Here is a 17,567-nt window from a genome sequence, read left to right as displayed (position 1 = left end):
CGAAACCGCTAGTAAAAGCCACACAATACGCCATACTTTGTTGTGATTTGGTATCTGACTGATAATCTGTACAAAACACTGGCAAACAGGATGTTGTGTGGCTTCATTCCAATTCAAAGATCGGCTTCAGGCTGCGGAAACCTGGATTCTCGCCAATCCCAATCCACCGCAACACTGGCCATGGACCTGGCTTTATAAAACCGGGCGAACCGCCTATGCGCTGGTACGGGACATCGTCAGTGGCAATCTGACCCTCCATGCCATGAGCCTGGTGTATACCACCTTGCTCAGTATTGTGCCGTTGCTGGCGCTGAGTTTTTCGGTGCTCAAGGCGCTGGGCGTGCACCAGCGTATGGAGCCGTTCCTGTTCCAGTTCTTTCGGCCCATGGGCCCGCAGGGCGTCGAGATTGCCGAGCAGATTCTGGGCTTTGTAGACAATATGAAAGTGGGTGTGCTCGGCTCTGTAGGCCTGGCATTGCTGGTTTATACCGTGGTGTCACTGGTGCAGAAAATCGAGCGTTCTTTCAACATGATCTGGCGAGTGCCGGACATGCGCTCAATGACCCAGCGCTTCAGCAATTATCTCAGTGTGATCATGGTGGGGCCGTTGTTGATGGTGTCCGCCATCGGTATCAGTGCCACCATTTTTTCGTCTGCGTTCGTGCAGGCACTGATGGAAATCGAGCCGCTCGGCTCCATGATTGTCTTTGCCACCCGCTTTACCCCGTTCATGTTAGTGGTCGGCGCATTCACCTTCGTCTACGTGTTTATTCCCAACACCCGGGTGAAACTTCGTTATGCGTTCATCGGTGGCCTGGTGGCAGGTATATCCTGGCAGGCGGCGGGCATGTTGTTTGCGTCGTTTGTCGCCGGTTCCGCCAAGTATGCTGCTATTTATTCCAGCTTCGCCATCGGCATCATCCTGCTGATCTGGGTATACCTTAACTGGATGATTCTGCTGCTGGGGTCCAGCATCGCGTTCTATCTCCAGAACCCGGGCTCGGTGGCCAAGCGCCGTCAGGTACGGTTGTCGCCGGAGCTTCTGGAAAAAACCGGGCTGGCGTTGATGTGGCTGGTGGCGAAACCCTTCAGCGAGGGCCGGCCGGCACCGCAGCAGGAAGCGGTTGAGCAGCAACTCAGGGTGCCGGGGGAAGTGACCCGTGGTATCAGCGACAAGCTGATCCGCGCCCAACTGCTGACATTGGCCGGCCGCAACGGCGATTGCCTGGCCCCGGGCCAGTCCCTTGAGAGGATTACTGTTGGCAGCGTGCTGGAGGCCATACGTCGTGATGAGGATCGGGTTGCTGACCGTTTACCCTATGCCGTGCCGCGTCATCTGATGGAACGCCCTCCAGAACACGAATCGGTGTCCTTTGCCGAATTGCTGAAGCAGGAAGGGGGCTACGGGGACAAAACCTAGGCGCGGGTTTTTGCACCCGCCTCCAGGGTGTCGAGGATCACTTTGCGCACCCGTGTAAACTGCTCCCTCGAGATGTGGGTAATTCGCAAAACGTCTTCTTCCGGCATATTGCGCTGGTGGGCGTGACGCAACACCTCTCGGGTACCGATAATGATGCCATCGTTCAGCGGGGTGTGTTGCTGCCTCGGAGCCGGCCGTTCCGCCGCCAGAAGCTGGGCGTGGTATTTAGGCGGCAGGCTCCACTCATTGGCCAGTAATTGCGAGGTGGCCCATTGGTAGCGGGAAAGGGCGATATGGATCAGCGAGGGGGGTGGTTCCACCAGTCCAGATTCCGTCCTGCAGACTCGCTGCAACTCCCTTCGTAGCGTGATGTAGGACAGCGCTGGTAGTAGGCCGGCCATGAAATAGACGCTGGTATCCTGGCCCTGGATCTTCGCAATCAGCTCCGCACTGCGGGCACAGGTAAGCCCCCAGCGCCATACCCGTTGTGCAAAGAGCGCTTCCCGACTGTTCCGTGCCGCCATCATTGGTCGCATGATGGCGGCGGAAACGACGTTGCGAATACCGTCCATGCCCAGAATAAAGACCGCCTGGTCCACTGAGTCGATGGACTGGTCGCCGGTTCGAAAGTAAGGGCTGTTGGCAATTTGCAGCAATTGGTCGGTCAGTGCGGGGTCATTGAGGATAATCTCCGTCAGCTGGTTTCGGCCTGTGTTGGCATCGGAGAGTGCCCGCATCAGCATCGGCAAGGTCATGGGTTGGCGCGGTAACTCGTCCAGTTCACCATTGGCGATTCGCCAGCGCAAATTTTCCAGAACCTCATCCCATTGCCCGGTTTCTGAGCGCAGCGTTGCGGGGGGCGAGTCAAGCAGCCAGCAAAACAGATGCTCTTCCAACTGATCGATCAGGGCCGGATCTATGTCCGGGCTGTCGTTAGTTGAAACAACCGGGTTGAGCAGGCGGGATTCAGGTGCTGTTGCGGTTGTTGGTTTGTCGGACGAGAAACGTCCTGAAATCCAGGAGAAAAAGCCTGGCATCCGATGCCTCCGGGAAAAGAATAGTCGCCGGGAAATACACACCCGTAGACCACGAGTATAGAATGAGCTGGCGGCTATGCACAGTATAACAGCAGGCTTTCTGGTGCTAGAGCCTCAAAAAACAGAGCCTCCGAAGACGAACACCAATTGGCAGATACCGGCGGCGAAGCCCAGGAAGGCGCCCACCAGTATCAGTTTGATTTCGTCCTCCTGGAAGCAGGGCCGCAGAAGGTCCTGGAATTCCTCGGACGAGAGGGCAATCATGCGTTCAACCATGATGCTTTCCACGGCCCTTGCCCGGTCGGTTTCGAACACGGGGTTGTTGAAAGAGGTTTTCGAAATGTCGATGGCCTTTTGGCCTACCTGATTTTTGAGGGTTGCGAAGCCCGTTGGGCCAAACGCCATCTGTGTCAGGGCTTTGCCCATGCCGGCGGTTTCGTCCACCAGGGGTTTCATGTGCTTTTTGACCATGTTGCGGGCCCGGTCGCCCTTCGGGCCTTCCAGTATGGCGTTGATGATGTTGCCGACGGTAAGGATTTCATGGGTGACGATGTGGCAGAAGGATTCGGCGACTTGCTGCTGGCGCTTAAGAAACAAGCCCTGAAAACGGACAGGGCCGATTTTCTTTTCGTGCAGGGGCCGGAAGATCACGTTTAGCGCAATCCAGTTGGTGGCCCAGCCCACCATCAGGCCGAAGAAAGGCAGTACCCACCAGCTTTGGTAGAAATACCATACGGTCATCTGAACCAGGCCGAACAGGAAGCCAAAGTAGAAGCCGGAGTTGATGATAAAGCGAAATTCCACTTCCCCGCACTCGATGAAGATCCGGTTCAGCAGGCGTTTGTCCTTGGCCAGGCGTTCGATGACCATGCTTTTGATGTCGAGCAGGTCTTCGATGTTGTCGGAAACGTCACCCACCAGGTTGTCCACCAGTTGCGGGGTGGACTTGCGTACCCGTTCGTAGACCATGTTCCTGGCGGACGAGGGCAGGTTTTCCCAGAAGGTGGGATATTCCTTGAGCATCAGTTCGTCGACGTATTCTTCGGTTCGGGGTTCGACGGTGTAGAGGATGTGAGCTGCCAGTACCTGGGGATCGATCTGCTGGAAAATTTCCCGCACGGTGCCAATCTTGGAGATGGTGGCGTCGACGCTGATGGCGGCCATTTTTCGGGCCTTTGAGGGGATGATGCCCTGCCAGCCCAATAACGGGGGCTTGCCGACGAATTCCAGCGGGTAGAAGGTCATTTTGATGGCCAGCCAGTTGGTGGTCCAGCCAATCAGGGCGGCAATGACCGGGATACTGAGGTATTGCCAGAATTCTGGGGTGCTTAGCAGGCTTGTCATCTGGTGCTCGCGTTCTTTGGTTGTTGGTGATTTGGTGCCCGCTACCTTACGGGGAGGGTTCTCCAAAACACGCTCCTGCGGCACATCCTTGTGGCGCTTGGGCTCCGCCATCCATGGCTCCGCACAGTTTTGGAGAACCCTCCCCGTAAGGTAGCCCAAACCACGGAGGCGCCTTCAACGGTCATCTCACTCTTATGTCCGACAGGGATAATGTTGTCAGGCGCGGCTTCTGTCAATGACTTGCCTGCCAGCCTGAGACGGCGGCACGGTCGGGTGCTATGGGCTTCCGATATCACCCCACAACCACTGACAGAGCGCCATGGCGGCAACCGGGGCGGTTTCGGTTCGTAGAACGCGGGGGCCGAGGGCGACGGGGAGGAAGCCGGCGGTTTCGGCGGCGGTAATTTCGTCCGGGCTGAGGCCGCCTTCGGGGCCGATCATCAGGGCGACTCGCGTCGGTTTGGCGAGAGTGTCCAGGGACTGTTCAGTGCGGTGATGGAGGACCAGGCGCAAATCGCAGTCACCCGAGTTTTCAAACCATTCCGACAGTGTCATCACCGGCAGTATATCCGGTACCCGGGCGCGGCCACACTGTTCGGCAGCGCTGATGGCAACAGATTGCCAGTGGCGCAGGCGTTTGTCTTCACGGTCGCCTTTGAGTTTGACGTCGCAGCGTTCGGTGGTCAGCGGTACGATGCGGGTAACGCCCATTTCCACGGCTTTCTGAATGGCGTAGTCCATGCGGTCGCCTTTCGACAGGGTTTGCCCGAGTACGACCTCCAGATGGGATTCTGTGGCATTGGCGGATGGTGTTCCTACCTCGACCGATACGTGTTTCTTCCCGGCACCAGTGATGGTGGCGGGGTAGTCGTTGCCGTCTCCGTTGAATAGCAGCAAGTCCTGCCCGGGCTGCATGCGCAGCACACGACCGACGTGCTGTGCTGCGTTGTCGTCCAGGTCGGCCGCGGCGCCCTCGCTCAGAGGCGAGTTGGTGTAAATGCGGGGGGTACGCATGGTTTATTGTCAGTCTCGTACGGCGATTTCGATGCCTTCTGTGGCCACCTGGGCCAGGTGGTGGATCTGTTCTTCGGTGATCACGTAAGGGGGCATAAAGTAGACCACGTTACCCAGTGGGCGCAACAGCGATTGGCGGGTGAGGGCATGCTGGTAAACACGGATGCCACGCCGTTCCTGCCAGGGAAACGCTTCTTTGGTGGCTTTGTTTTTTACCATTTCCACCGCCAGGGTCATGCCATGCTGGCGGATGTCGCCGACGTTGGGGTGGTCCGCCAGGTGCGCGACGGACTCTGCCATGCAGGTGCTCAGTCGCTTGTTATTTTCGATGACGTTGTCGTCGCGGAAGATGTCCAGGGTGGCCAGGGCCACGGCGCAACCGATTGGGTTTCCGGTGTAGCTGTGGCTGTGCAGGAAGGCTTTCAGGGTTTCGTAGTCGTCGTAGAAAGCGTTGTACACAGTGTCCGTGGTCAATACCACCGACAGTGGCAGGTAGCCGGCGGTCAGGCCTTTAGAGAGACACATGAAATCCGGAGTGATGCCGGATTGCTCGCAGGCGAACAGGGTGCCGGTACGGCCGAAGCCCACGGCAATTTCGTCAGCAATCAGGTGCACGCCGTAGCGGTCACAGGCTTCGCGCAGTTTGGTGTGATAAATCGGATGATGCATGCGCATGCCGCCGGCGCACTGGATCAGGGGCTCCACCACCACGGCGCAGATCTCATCGTGTTTTTCCGCCAACAGCGCGTCCATGGCTTCGAACTGCCGCAACGCGTATTCCTCGTCCGTTTCGCCCGGCTCCTTGTTGAACGCATCCGGGGAGGGCGCCGTCATGACTTCCATCAGCAGCGGCTGATAGGTGTCCTTGTAGAGAGCTACGTCACCCAGTGCCAGTGCGCCCAGGGTTTCGCCGTGGTAGCTGTTGCTCAGGTTGACGAAGTTCTTCTTGCCCGGCTTTCCATGGTTCTTCCAGTAATGGAAGCTCATCTTGAGTGCGGCTTCAATTGCAGAAGAACCATTGTCTGCGTAGAAGCACTTGTTGAGGCCTTCAGGTGTCACTTCGATAAGCCGTTCGGAAAGGCTAACCACCGGCTCGTGGGTGAATCCCGCCAGAATCACATGCTCCAACTGACCAATCTGCTCCTGAATGGCAGCGTTGATTCTGGGGTTAGCGTGGCCAAACAGGTTGACCCACCAGGAGCTCACGGCGTCGATGTAGCGGTTGCTCTCGAAGTCCTCCAGCCAGACCCCTTCGCCCCGTTTGATCGGCACCATGGGCAAGGTGCCTTCGTGGTCTTTCATCTGGGTGCAGGGATGCCATACGGATTTGAGGCCGCGGGCGACGAGGTCAGCATTGCGCATGATAAATCTCCGTCAGACGGTGGGGTTCTGTCAGGTTCCAATAAAAAGGTCGGCTGTTAACCAGTGCGAATATTACAGTTAACAGCGCCTGCTGACCACTATGCCATCCGCCGGTGACCGGCGGGCCAATGTGTGAATGAAACTCACCACGCACAATCAGGCCATTCTTATACGGAGGCCTTTATGGAACTGGAATTGAGACATTCATACGATGCTGGCCTGGACCGGGTGCTGGGGGCGTTTTTCGACGAAGCCCATATTCAGGAAAAGAACCAGCGGCTGGGTTCGCGCAATGTGTGCATACCGGAGCTGACCCGTGACGACTTGTCCGCGAAAGTGGTGGTGGAGCGGGAAATGATGGCCTCAACCGAGGTGCCGGGCATCCTCGCCAGTTTCCACAAGGAGTGGAACCGCGTTCGCCAGGAAGAGCACTGGTTCCGCAAGGACGACGGCGAATGGCATTGCGAGTTCCGGGTAAGAATTGAAGGCGTGCCCGCGAAGATCAAAGGCAATATGCGACTGCAAGGCACGGATCAGGCCTGCATCAATTACGTCACGTTGAACGTGTGGTGCGAAGTGCCGTTACTGGGCAAGAAGATTGCGAGGTTTCTGGCGGATGATTCCCATACCAAGATTGAGAAGGAGTATAGGATCACCCGCCAGTTGTTGTGAAGTTGCGGTAAGCGTTATTGGCGATCAGGTCCGCCAAAATAGCGACCAATCTGCAGGCCCAGATAGCGAGCGTCCCGGTCAAAACTGTCCAGTTCGGCTCGAATGAACCAGGCTGATTCCAGCGGTCGGTACTGTACGCCAACACCCAGTGCCAACTGCAATGTTGACTGCTCGTCATAGCCGATTCTGCTGTCGCTGGCGCTGTTCTGAATCAGTGACGCACCCGCCTTAACGAAGGCGTTGAAGCGGTGGCCGGGCTCCCGAATCCAGTAACCTGCCATGAGCGACGGAACCTGATAGTCGATATGGGCGTCAGGAGTCACTTGCTCCAGGGCAGGGTTTCGGTTGCCAAGACCGGCCTCACCAAGATCGCTGTATGCTAGCTCCCAGAACCAGTGGGGCGCAAAGTGATGACCAACAGCAACCTTCCAACCCCAATCAGAGTCGTCGTTGGTGCGCCAGCCGTTGCTTTCGCCTTCCGGGTCTATATGGGTAACCCCCAGCCCTAGGTTGCCATAAAAACAACCCGAGAACTGCACGTCGTCCTCACCATCGTCATCCATAACGATTTCATGGTTTGCAGACAGCTGGTATCCGCACAGACCTGCGTCTGCCTGGGAAAGTCCAGGCAGACCGAGGGCCACTGCTGCTACCAGCAGCGGACGTGCGTGTTTGTATCCAGCGCGGCGTACCAGTACGAGCGCCAACAGTGCGATCAACATCCAGATACCGACACCCCCGGCTCCCCTGACGGCTGTTTCCAGTTCGCCGCCATTGTCAAGGCGGTCAATCTGCCCGTCACCATCGAAGTCGCGTCCTTCAAGATCATCGTTGTAGCCATCTCCATCGGAATCAATGTCACGATAGTCTTCACGCCCGTCCCCGTCAAAATCAGTGGGGGACCAGCGGCGGGAAGTGTTGCCGTTGATTCCCAGTAGATCCACCATGCCATCGCCGTTGCTGTCGACCTGACGGATATCGACGCCCTTGTCAGCCGCTTCCACCAGGTCAACAATGCCGTCGTTGTCCGAATCGAGATCCCGGAAGTCCGCAGTGCCATCGGAATCTGAATCGATGGGCAGGGAATTCGCCGCTATACGATCATCGAGACCATTAAGATCGGCGTCGAGGAACTGGTCGACGTAGGTGTCTGAGTCTGCGTCCAGCCGCCCCCGATTGGCTTCAAGTACATCGCTGATGCCGTCGTTATCGCTGTCCGGATCAAGACTGTCTGGCAGGTTGTCGCCGTCGGTATCGACGAGACCGCTACCTTCCGCGACGTCAGGAATGCCGTCGTTGTCGTCGTCCAGGTCAGCGCGGTTGTTGATGCCATCCAGATCGTAGTCTTCCAGAGAACCGAATCCGAAGTCACTTTCGTCAACGGCATCGACGATGCCGTCACCATCCCGGTCGGCCGTATCGTCGATCAGTCCATCATTGTCAGCATCGACGGTGGCGGCGTCATCGCGATTACTGACATCGAAGGGACCGCTGCCGTCGTTGGCAGGGTTCGAGCTCTCGATGTCACGGTAGTTCGGCACCGCGTCAGCGTCGTCGTCCGCAGGACTAAACAGGGTGCCCTGGTTGTTGGCCGGATCGTCGATCAGGCCATCTTCCGGCGCGCTGTCTGCGCCTCCGGCTTCGCGAACGTCGGTCAGGCCGTCGTTGTCGCTGTCGAGGTCACGATAGTCAGGCACGAGGTCGCTATCGGTGTTCACCAGGGTGGTCAGGGCATCATCAATGCCATCATTGTTGCTGTCCGTACCACCTGTGTTGGTGACATCAAAGCGATCATGAATGCCGTCGCCATCGCTGTCGAGCAGCGGCAGCAGGTCGGTTTCGACACTATCGGGAATGCCGTCGTTGTCACTGTCGATGTCGAGCATGTCGACAGTGCCGTCGAGATCGGTGTCGAGCAGGGCAACGATGTCATCATCAATACCGTCGTTGTTGCTGTCGGTGCCGCCGGTGGCGTTGACGTCGAAGGCATCGTCAATGCCGTCGCCATCGCTGTCATCGCCGGTTGAGAGGCCGTTCTCCAGGGCATCGGGAATACCGTCGTTGTCGCTGTCGGTATCCCGGTAATCCGGGATCAGGTCACCATCGGCATCGTTCAGGCCATTGAGGGTTTCCACCACATCGGGCACCCGGTCGTTGTCGCTGTCGGTGTCGCGATAGTCCGGCTGGCCGTCGCCGTCTGTGTCACGCGGGTTGTCGGCGTCTCCACCCAGTTCCTCGGCGTCGGAAATACCGTCGTTGTCGCTGTCGGTATCAAGCGCATCGATAACGCCGTCGCCATCACTGTCACGGGGGTTCGACAGATCACCACCGAACTCTTCCGCATCCGGAATGCCGTCGCCGTCGGAGTCATCGGATGTTGTGGACAGCCCGTTGTCGGCCTCATAGCCGTCCGGCACACCGTCACGATCCACGTCACACAGTGAGCTATTGGCATCCGGCTGACAGGCGTTCTTGGTGAAACTGCCATCGGTCTCAGTTTCGTTGCCCGCCAGATCCATCGCAATGACCTGTACGTCCAGAGATCCATCCTGCAGGTTTGACAGGTCCAGGGTGCTGCTGAAGCGACCATTGCCGTTGCCGTCATCCTGACATTGGAGCGTGCTGTCTGAAACCGAACGACCGTCCCGATCACTGATCAGAATCCCGATCATGTCGGCGATCTCCGTGCACTGCCCTGACAGGGTGTAAGCCGTGGTGTTGTTACCGTCTGCATTTGCCAGTGCGTCAAGTGTGACCGTAGGCGCCTGTAGATCGACAATGAGCTCACCTGACGTGGTGTCGCTGGCGGCCTGATCCTGGGCGTCACGGATGGTGGCAGTGACGTCGTACTGACCGTCTGCCAACGCAGCGCCTGCAGGTATGGTCAATGTCCAGGTATTGCCATCAATCACAAGGGCTGGGTTGCTGTCCACATAGGTTTGCCCGTTAACAGTCACGTCAAACTGAGAGCCAGTGAAGCTCTGCAGGGTTCCGTTCAGTGTCGGCGTGCTGTCATTGGTGAGCAGGGTTTCTACCGTCGGCAGTACCTGGGCTCCGAAACCGGATGCGTTCTGGTCAACGGCATCGACTATGCCATCGCCATCCTGGTCGGCCGCGTCATCGACAAGGCCATCATTGTCGGCATCGACGGTGGCGGCGTCATCGCGATTGCTGACATCGAAGGGACCGCTGCCGTCGTTGGCAGGGTTCGAGCTCTCGATGTCACGGTAGTTCGGCAGCGCGTCAGCGTCGTCGTCCGCAGGACTAAACAGGGTGCCCTGGTTGTTGGCCGGATCGTCGATCAGGCCATCTTCCGGTGCGCTGTCTGTGCCTCCGGCTTCGCGAACGTCGGTCAGGCCGTCGTTGTCGCTGTCGAGGTCACGATAGTCAGGCACGAGGTCGCTATCGGTGTTCACCAGGGTGGTCATGGCATCATCAATGCCATCGTTGTTGCTGTCCGTACCACCTGTGTTGGTGACATCAAAGCGATCGTGGATGCCGTCACCATCGCTGTCGAGCAGCGGCAGCAGGTCGGCTTCGACACTATCGGGAATGCCGTCGTTGTCACTGTCGATGTCGAGCATGTCGACAGTGCCGTCGAGATCGGTGTCGAGCAGGGCAACGATGTCATCATCAATACCGTCGTTGTTGCTGTCGGTGCCGCCGGTGGCGTTGACGTCGAAGGCATCGTCAATGCCGTCGCCATCGCTGTCATTACCGGTTGAGAGGCCGTTCTCCAGGGCATCGGGAATACCGTCGTTGTCGCTGTCGGTATCCAGGTAATCCGGGATCAGGTCACCATCGGCATCGGTCAGACCGTTGAGGGTTTCCACCACATCGGGCACCCGGTCGTTGTCGCTGTCGGTGTCGCGATAGTCCGGCTGGCCGTCGCCGTCTGTGTCACGCGGGTTGTCGGCGTCTCCACCCAGTTCTTCGGCGTCGGAAATACCGTCGTTGTCGCTGTCGGTATCAAGCGCATCGATAACGCCGTCGCCATCACTGTCACGGGGGTTCGACAGATCACCACCGAACTCTTCCGCATCCGGAATGCCGTCGCCGTCGGAGTCGACGATCGAGGGATCTGTACCGGCCGCGATTTCAAAGCCATCCGGTACTCCGTCTTCGTCTTCGTCACAGCGAGAGACGGTGTTGTCCGGTGAGCAGACGTCTTTTACAAGGTTCACCTGGTCAGTGGCCTGATTGGTTGCCGTGTCACGAATGACCGCACTAATGGAAATCGGGCCATCGTCGAGTTCGGTTGTATCAAAGACCACTGAGAAAGAGCCCCCACCATTGCCGTCATCGGCACAGGCAATGCCTGCTCGGGAAAGGGTTGTGCTGGCATCACTGATATCTAGGTCAAGGGTGTCATCCACGGCGCTACAGCTGCCAGCTACCGTGTAGGCAGGTGTTGTGGTGCTGTCCGGGCCTTCGGAGTTGGCCAGCGATATGGTTGGTAACGTAACGTCGACGGTCAATTCGTCGGTGCTTATGTCTGAGCTTTGCTGGCCAGCGGAGTCGGTAACGGTTGTCACCACCTCGTACTGCCCGTCACTCAGCGCAGCGTTACCTGGAATGACAAGTGTCCAGTTGTTGCCAGTCAGAGCAAGATTGCCATCGCCTTCGGTGTAGGTTCTGGCGTTAACGTTCACAGTCAGTGACGCACCGGAAAAGACCATGGCAGTACCTGTCAGTTCGGGCGTGCTGTCATTGGTCAGCAGGCTATCTACTGTCGGCCGTTCAACCAGAGTGATCATGCCGGTGTTGCCGATCGCTACGCCGTTGATCGTGCCGGTGATGTTGGAGCTGCCGGTGGTGTTGCCGGAGGTAAACGTCGCGCTGTAGCTGCCGTCGCCGTTATCGGTCACGTTGCCAACGGTGCCAAGCGTCGCGCTCAGGGTAACGGTGTCACCGCCAGTGGTCAGGGTATTGCCGTTTTCATCGACGGCCTGAACCGTTAAAGCACTCTGGGTGTTGCTGTCCGCGACCAGTGTTGGCAAAGAAACAGTGATCGTGCTCTGGCTGCCATTGGCATCACCGGGTACAAACTCCACGCTGGCCGTATCACTGATCTGCGAGGCATCGAGAGTACCACTCACCAGCGCCGTTCCGGCCTCGGTAGACGAGGTCAATGTTGCCGTGTAGGTACCGTCGCCGTTGTCGGTTACCAGGCCAAGACTGCCTGAAGAGGTGGTGAGGACAACCGCATTTCCACCTGAGTCAAGGCTGTTCCCGTTCGCGTCAACAGCCTGAACCGTCACAGTAGAGGTTGTGGTGCCGTCCGCCGTAATGGGTGATGGCGAGGCCGTAATGGTCGTGTTGGCGGCTGTGGCTGGCCCCGCAACAAAGGTGACACTGGCGCTATCGGTGATCGAAGCCGCGTTCAGTGTGCCACTGACCGTTGCCGTACCTTTGGCAGTTGAAGAGGTCAGCAGTGCCGTGTACGTGCCATCGCCATTGTCGGCAAAGTTAGACAATGTGCCGGCGTTCGAACTCAGAGCAATCGTGTCACCACCGGTAGTCAGGTTGTTACCGTTGGCGTCTTTGGCTTGCACGGTAATGGTGGTGTTGGAAGCACCGTCTGCGGTAATGGAGGACGGTGTAGCGGTGATGGTGGAGGTTGCTGCCGAGGCGTCACCTGGCACAAATTCCACGCTGGCGTTGTCGGTTATGTCGGTGCCATTCAGTGTGCCGGTAATCGTTGCGGTTTCGGCGGTTGTTGACGATGTTAGCGTCGCAGAATAAGTGCCGTCGCCGTTATCGGTTACATTGCCCAAAGAGCCTGCCGTTGTCGACAGCACCACGGTATCGCCACCAGAGGTGAGGGCGTTGCCATTGGCATCGACTGCCTGGACGGTCACGGTAGAAGTCGTTACACCATCGGCGGTAATTGACAGTGGCGCAGCCGTCAGCGTGGTGTTGGCCGCCGATGCCGGGCCTGGCGTGAAGGTCACGGTGGCGTTGTCAACGACGGTTTCACCGTCAATGGTGCCGGTGACCGTTGCATCGCCGGCGGTTGTGCCGGATGTCAGGGTGGCCGAGTAGGTACCGTCACCATTGTCGGTAACGGCGCCAAGAGTACCGAGGGTGGTTGAGAAGGTGACGGTCTGACCGCTGAACGACGTGTTGTTCCCTGCAACGTCCCTGGCCTGGAGTGTGACTGTGGACGTGGTTACTCCGTCCGCGACAATGGAAACAGGATTGGCGGAGAGGGTTGAGTCGTCGGCAGTGCCGGGTAGAACGGGGCCCTGGTTCTGTACGTGCGTAAAACTGACAGAATTGAAGTCCTGCTGAACGGGGAAGCCCCCATCGTCATAGAACAGCAGCGCTTCGATGGTGTAGGTGCCACTTTGCTCGTCGATCTGATATTCCGGGCTGTAGGATTTGGTCAGGGTCTCGCCGGCCGTTGCGGAAAAGTCTTCGGACAGAACACCAATGTTGTTGCCGTCCGGACCAATAACGTTCAGCTCCACGCGGTAGTTGCCGGTGGTGTTGATGTCGATCTCAGCATCAACGTCCATGGTGACTGTGGAGCCTGCAATGCCGTAATTGCTGATACTGAACGCGGTGGTGTCGGCATCTTCTTCCGAACCACCGTCGATCAGCAATTGGCCCCAGTAGACGGTAAGCGCCCACCCATCACTGATTTCGATTCTAACTAGGTTGTTGCCGGACTGGATAAGACTCGGGTCAATTGAGAATCGCGTGGTGTTGTCGACATCGTTCTCGCCGGACAGCATCCCGAGTTCTACGCCATTCAGGAAAACGGTGTCGATTTCTCCCGCCTCTTCATCGACATCGTTGGCGTTGATAGTCAGGATAGCGCTTGTGCTTGGCAGCGCGCCCGTGACATCAATATTGAATTCGATGGGGTAAATGCCACTGGTGTTTCTCAGACGAACATCCATGTCGCCATCGGCAGAGCCCGAGCCTGCATTGTCCTCATTGTCAGTATCGGTGAAATAGGTTTCACCGGCAATCGCCTGGGCGCTCACCTGGAAAGCGAGCAAGCAAAGCAGAAGCCTGAAAATGATCGCCGGAAAGCGGCGTCCCTGGTTTGATAACATGGGAATTCCCCCCAATTTTTTTGTATAAAGCACTTCAGCGAAGGCCTACCGACAGTAGAAAACGATCCTCGCTCACAGCTCCGTTGATCATTTTACGAACGCCAAACATTAGACTTAATAAACGTTAATAAACCTAGAAAAGTTGCACTTTGAATTGTTAAAAAGTGTAATTTTTTTAGAGGGTTATTTGAGGGAGTTCAGGAGAGGTTATGGGTAGGTTGCTACTGGTATGGCGAATGGGATTAATAGGTGTAAGGGATTGAAGCCCCCGGTTTCGGGGGCTAGGTGAGGCCTCAGTGCGCCAATACCCGGCTCAGGAACGCCTGGGTGCGTTCATTCTGCGGGTTGTCGAACACATCCGCCGGTTTGCCTTCCTCGACAATCTGGCCTTCGTGGATGTAGATCACGCGGTCGGCCACTTCCCGGGCGAAGCCCATTTCGTGGGTGACCACCATCATCGTCATTCCTTCCTTGGCCAGCTCCCGCATCACGTCCAGCACTTCGCCGATCATCTCCGGGTCCAGCGCAGACGTAGGTTCGTCGAACAGCATCAGCCGCGGTTCCATGGCCAGGGCGCGTGCGATGGCCACGCGCTGCTGTTGGCCGCCGGAGAGTTGGCTGGGGAATTTGTCGGCCTGGCTACCGATGCCTACGCGGTTCAACAGGCGCTCTGCTGTGGCGTTGGCGACGGTTTCGGGGGCGTCCTTAACCTTGCGGGGTGCTAGCATGATGTTCTTCTTAACGGTCAGGTGTGGGAACAGGTTGAACTGCTGGAACACCATGCCGACTTCTTTTCGGATCTCGGCCAGTGATTTCGGGTTGCCGCTCTTGGGCGCCAGTTCATTGCCGTCCACCACCAGTTTGCCGGACTCGAATTCTTCCAGGCCGTTGACGCAGCGTATGAGGGTGGATTTGCCGGAGCCACTGGCTCCGATAACCACCACCACTTCACCGGCTTCAACGGTCAGGTCAATTTCCTTGAGGACATGCAGGGTACCGAAGTACTTGTTCATGCCCTGCATTTGCACGATCTGTGTCATGGGTACCTATCCTTCAGACAGAAGCCAGTCCGCGCCGCTCTACAAGGCGGAGCACGAGTGAGAGGGAGAGGGTAATCGCGAGGTACATGATCGCCACCACGAAGTAGACCTCGAAGGCCGTAAAGGTATTGGCGATATACACCTGGCCCTGACGAACCAGCTCACCTACACCGATCACCGAGAACAGAGAGGTGTCCTTGATGCTCACAATCGCCTGATTGCCCAGCGGCGGAATCATGCGGCGGAAGGCCTGTGGCCAGACAACCGACCAGAAGGTCTGGGATCGGGACAAGCCGAGAGACAGGCCGGCTTCTGTCTGACCCTTGTCGATGGACTGTACGCCGCCGCGGACCACTTCGGAAATATAAGCACCGGAGTTCAGGGCAATGGCTGCGATGCCAGCGGTCAGCGGGTCAATGGGGCCGCCCACCAGGTCGGGCAGACCGTAGAAGATGAACAGCACCTGCACGAGAATCGGGGTGCCGCGAAAAATTTCGATATAGGCCGTGGCTGGCCAGCGTAAAAACCACTTCTTGTTGATGCTCAACAGACCAAAGATGATACCCAGCAAAAAACCGATGGCGAGGCCGCCAAAGGAAATCAGCAAGGTATAGGGGATACCTTTGAGCAGGTATGGAATGGCGTTGATGGCTGCCTGCCAGTCGAACTGAAACTGGAATTCCACAGTGGATGTCTCCGTTGGATGGGGAGTTACCAGCCGGGGTGTTGTGCCCCCCGGCTGTGGTTTTCAGTTTTACATGTCTTCCGGCATCGGGCCGAACCACTTCTCGTAGATTTTCTTGTAGGTGCCGTCTTCCTTGATCGATGCCAAGGCTTCGTTGACGTCATCCACCCACTCGCTGCCGTTCTTCAACGCGATGCCATATTGCTGGCCTTCGTAAAGTTTGCCAACGGTTTTGACCTTGCCTTTACCGCGGGTGCTGGCGAAGTAGCCAACGTTGGGCGCGTCGTAGAAAACGGCGTCAACGGCGCCTGACATCAGGGCCATGTACATATCGGAGCTGCCTGGGTACGGGGTAACACCGTCATTCTCGTCCAGCGTTTTCATCAGGTAGTCGTAGCTGGTACTGCCAATTTTGGTGCCGATCTTTACGCCTTCCAGATCTGAAATCTCATCCACCTTGTCGTTGCTCTGGCCGACCATGATTCTCAGGCCGGAATCGTAATACGGGTCGGAGAAGTCAACAATTTCCTCACGCTCTTCGGTGATGGTAATCCCGGCGATGGCAATGTCCACGTTGCCCGTCTGCAGGGCAGGGATGATGCCGTTGAAGTCCATGGTGTTCAGGTCGATCTCAAAGCCGGCACGGTCCGCCACTTCGCGAATGATTTCCATGTCGAAGCCGATCATCTCGCCGGTTTCCTGGTCCATCATTTCGAACGGCACGAAGCTGGGGTCGGTGACGACGCGCAGGGTCTCTGCGCTGGTGGTACCTGCGGCAACGGTAAGTGCCAGTGTTGCGCCAACCGTTTTAAGCCATTTGGTGCTCATACAATCTCCTGTTTTACTTTTGTTGCCCGCGCACATGGTGGAGTGCTCCGGAAATGCAGGCTGATCAAGCCGGTTCTTTCCGGGGGCGGTTTATGAAACTGCAACCACTACACTTTAGACCATCAGGCGGAGAAATGCAGGAAATCAAATGGTTGGAGGGGGAGGGGAGCTCTCTCCACTGAAGGGCTGAGTGGAGAGAGCGGTGGGGAGAGGCGAAAACCTAAAACGCGATTTTCTCCCGCTCGCCAATGCCCAGATTCTTCCAGATGCTCAGGCTCGGCTCCGCCTGGTTAAGCGTGTAGAAGTGCAACCCGGGAGCCCCCTGGGAGAGCAGTTTTGCACACATCTCTGTTACCACCTCTTCACCGAACTTGCGGATGCTGTCGCTGTCGTCGCCGTAGGCCTCAAGCTGCTTGCGAATCCAGCGGGGGATTTCCGCGCCGCACATATCCGAGAAGCGGGTCAGGTTGGAGAAATTGACGATGGGCATAATGCCCGGCACCGCCGGAATGGTGACGCCCATCTTTTCCAGCCGGTCGATGAAGTAGAAGTAGCTGTCTGCGTTGAAGAAGTACTGGGTGATGGCGCTGTTAGCGCCGGCTTCGACCTTGCGGGCGAAGTTCTTCAGGTCGTCTTCTGCGGTGCGGGCCTGGGGATGGAACTCCGGGTAGGCCGCTACTTCAATATTGAACGTATCGCCGCTGTACTCGCGGATGAAGCTAACAAGCTCATTGGCGTAACGCAGTTCACCGGCGGCGCCCATGCCTGACGGCATGTCGCCCCGCAGGGCGACGATGCGGTTGATACCGTTATCGCGGTAGACATCCAGCAGTTCCGCAATGCTGTCGCGAGTGGCGCCCACGCAGGACAGGTGCGGAGCGGTGGACACGCCCCGTTTGTGGAGATCCAGCACCGTCTGCACGGTGCGGTCCCGGGTGGAGCCGCCAGCGCCGAAGGTGACCGAGAAGAAATCCGGATCAACCTCGGCCAGCGTGTTGCGAACCCCCTGCAGCTTGTCCCAGCCCTTGTCGGTCTTGGGTGGGAAAAACTCGAAGCTGAAGCGGCGTTTGAACTGTTTCTGGGTTTCCATGCTGCTAC

General features: G+C 57.6%; 11 protein-coding genes. 2 read left to right on the top strand and 9 right to left on the bottom strand.

Annotated features, from left to right (window positions below):
- Positions 1-97 precede the first annotated feature (97 nt).
- Positions 98-1,420 (top strand): YihY/virulence factor BrkB family protein, encoded by a 1,323-nt coding sequence (locus AC0B60_RS14990; protein WP_465086657.1) that lies wholly within the window; start codon positions 98-100, stop codon positions 1,418-1,420.
- Here the strand turns inward: AC0B60_RS14990 and AC0B60_RS14985 are convergent.
- From AC0B60_RS14985 to AC0B60_RS14970, 4 genes are all read right to left on the bottom strand, one after another.
- Positions 1,417-2,457, bottom strand: coding sequence for an HDOD domain-containing protein (locus AC0B60_RS14985; protein ID WP_465086655.1), 1,041 nt, complete (start codon positions 2,455-2,457; stop codon positions 1,417-1,419). The two genes, AC0B60_RS14990 and AC0B60_RS14985, sit on opposite strands and share 4 nt — an antisense overlap.
- Before the next feature lie 114 nt (positions 2,458-2,571).
- Positions 2,572-3,801, bottom strand: a complete 1,230-nt coding sequence (locus tag AC0B60_RS14980; RefSeq protein ID WP_465086837.1) for a DUF445 domain-containing protein — start codon at positions 3,799-3,801, stop codon at positions 2,572-2,574.
- 276 nt (positions 3,802-4,077) lie between these two features.
- Positions 4,078-4,815, bottom strand: coding sequence for a 16S rRNA (uracil(1498)-N(3))-methyltransferase (locus AC0B60_RS14975; protein WP_465086654.1), 738 nt, complete (start codon positions 4,813-4,815; stop codon positions 4,078-4,080).
- A gap of 9 nt (positions 4,816-4,824) precedes the next feature.
- A complete protein-coding gene (locus AC0B60_RS14970) occupies positions 4,825-6,177 on the bottom strand; it encodes an adenosylmethionine--8-amino-7-oxononanoate transaminase (RefSeq protein WP_465086653.1) in 1,353 nt (450 codons plus the stop codon).
- A 183-nt stretch (positions 6,178-6,360) separates the two neighbouring features.
- Between AC0B60_RS14970 and AC0B60_RS14965 the strand changes: the two genes are divergently transcribed.
- Entirely contained in the window at positions 6,361-6,849 is a 489-nt protein-coding gene (locus AC0B60_RS14965; RefSeq protein ID WP_465086652.1) for a DUF2505 domain-containing protein, read from the top strand.
- A gap of 14 nt (positions 6,850-6,863) precedes the next feature.
- Here the strand turns inward: AC0B60_RS14965 and AC0B60_RS14960 are convergent, their stop codons facing one another.
- The 5 genes from AC0B60_RS14960 to metF all read right to left on the bottom strand — a co-directional run bounded on the left by AC0B60_RS14960 (position 6,864) and on the right by metF (position 17,559).
- Positions 6,864-13,916, bottom strand: coding sequence for an invasin domain 3-containing protein (locus tag AC0B60_RS14960; RefSeq protein ID WP_465086651.1), 7,053 nt, complete (start codon positions 13,914-13,916; stop codon positions 6,864-6,866).
- 293 nt (positions 13,917-14,209) lie between these two features.
- The gene (locus tag AC0B60_RS14955; protein ID WP_465086649.1) at positions 14,210-14,956 is read right to left on the bottom strand and encodes an amino acid ABC transporter ATP-binding protein; all 747 of its coding nucleotides are present in this window, start codon (positions 14,954-14,956) and stop codon (positions 14,210-14,212) included.
- Between the two features lie 13 nt (positions 14,957-14,969).
- Complete coding sequence (locus AC0B60_RS14950; RefSeq protein WP_465086647.1) at positions 14,970-15,641, bottom strand: amino acid ABC transporter permease; 672 nt, start codon at positions 15,639-15,641, stop codon at positions 14,970-14,972.
- 69 nt (positions 15,642-15,710) lie between these two features.
- On the bottom strand, positions 15,711-16,469 hold the full coding sequence (locus tag AC0B60_RS14945; RefSeq protein ID WP_465086645.1) for a transporter substrate-binding domain-containing protein: 759 nt from the start codon (positions 16,467-16,469) through the stop codon (positions 15,711-15,713).
- Positions 16,470-16,689: 220 nt separating this feature from the next.
- Positions 16,690-17,559, bottom strand: coding sequence for a methylenetetrahydrofolate reductase [NAD(P)H] (gene metF / locus AC0B60_RS14940; RefSeq protein ID WP_465086643.1), 870 nt, complete (start codon positions 17,557-17,559; stop codon positions 16,690-16,692).
- Positions 17,560-17,567: the final 8 nt, after the last annotated feature.

Source organism: Marinobacter sp. V34 (assembly GCF_055524115.1).
Note: the sequence above shows the minus strand (reverse complement) of the source record. Positions and strands in the feature narration are given on the sequence as shown.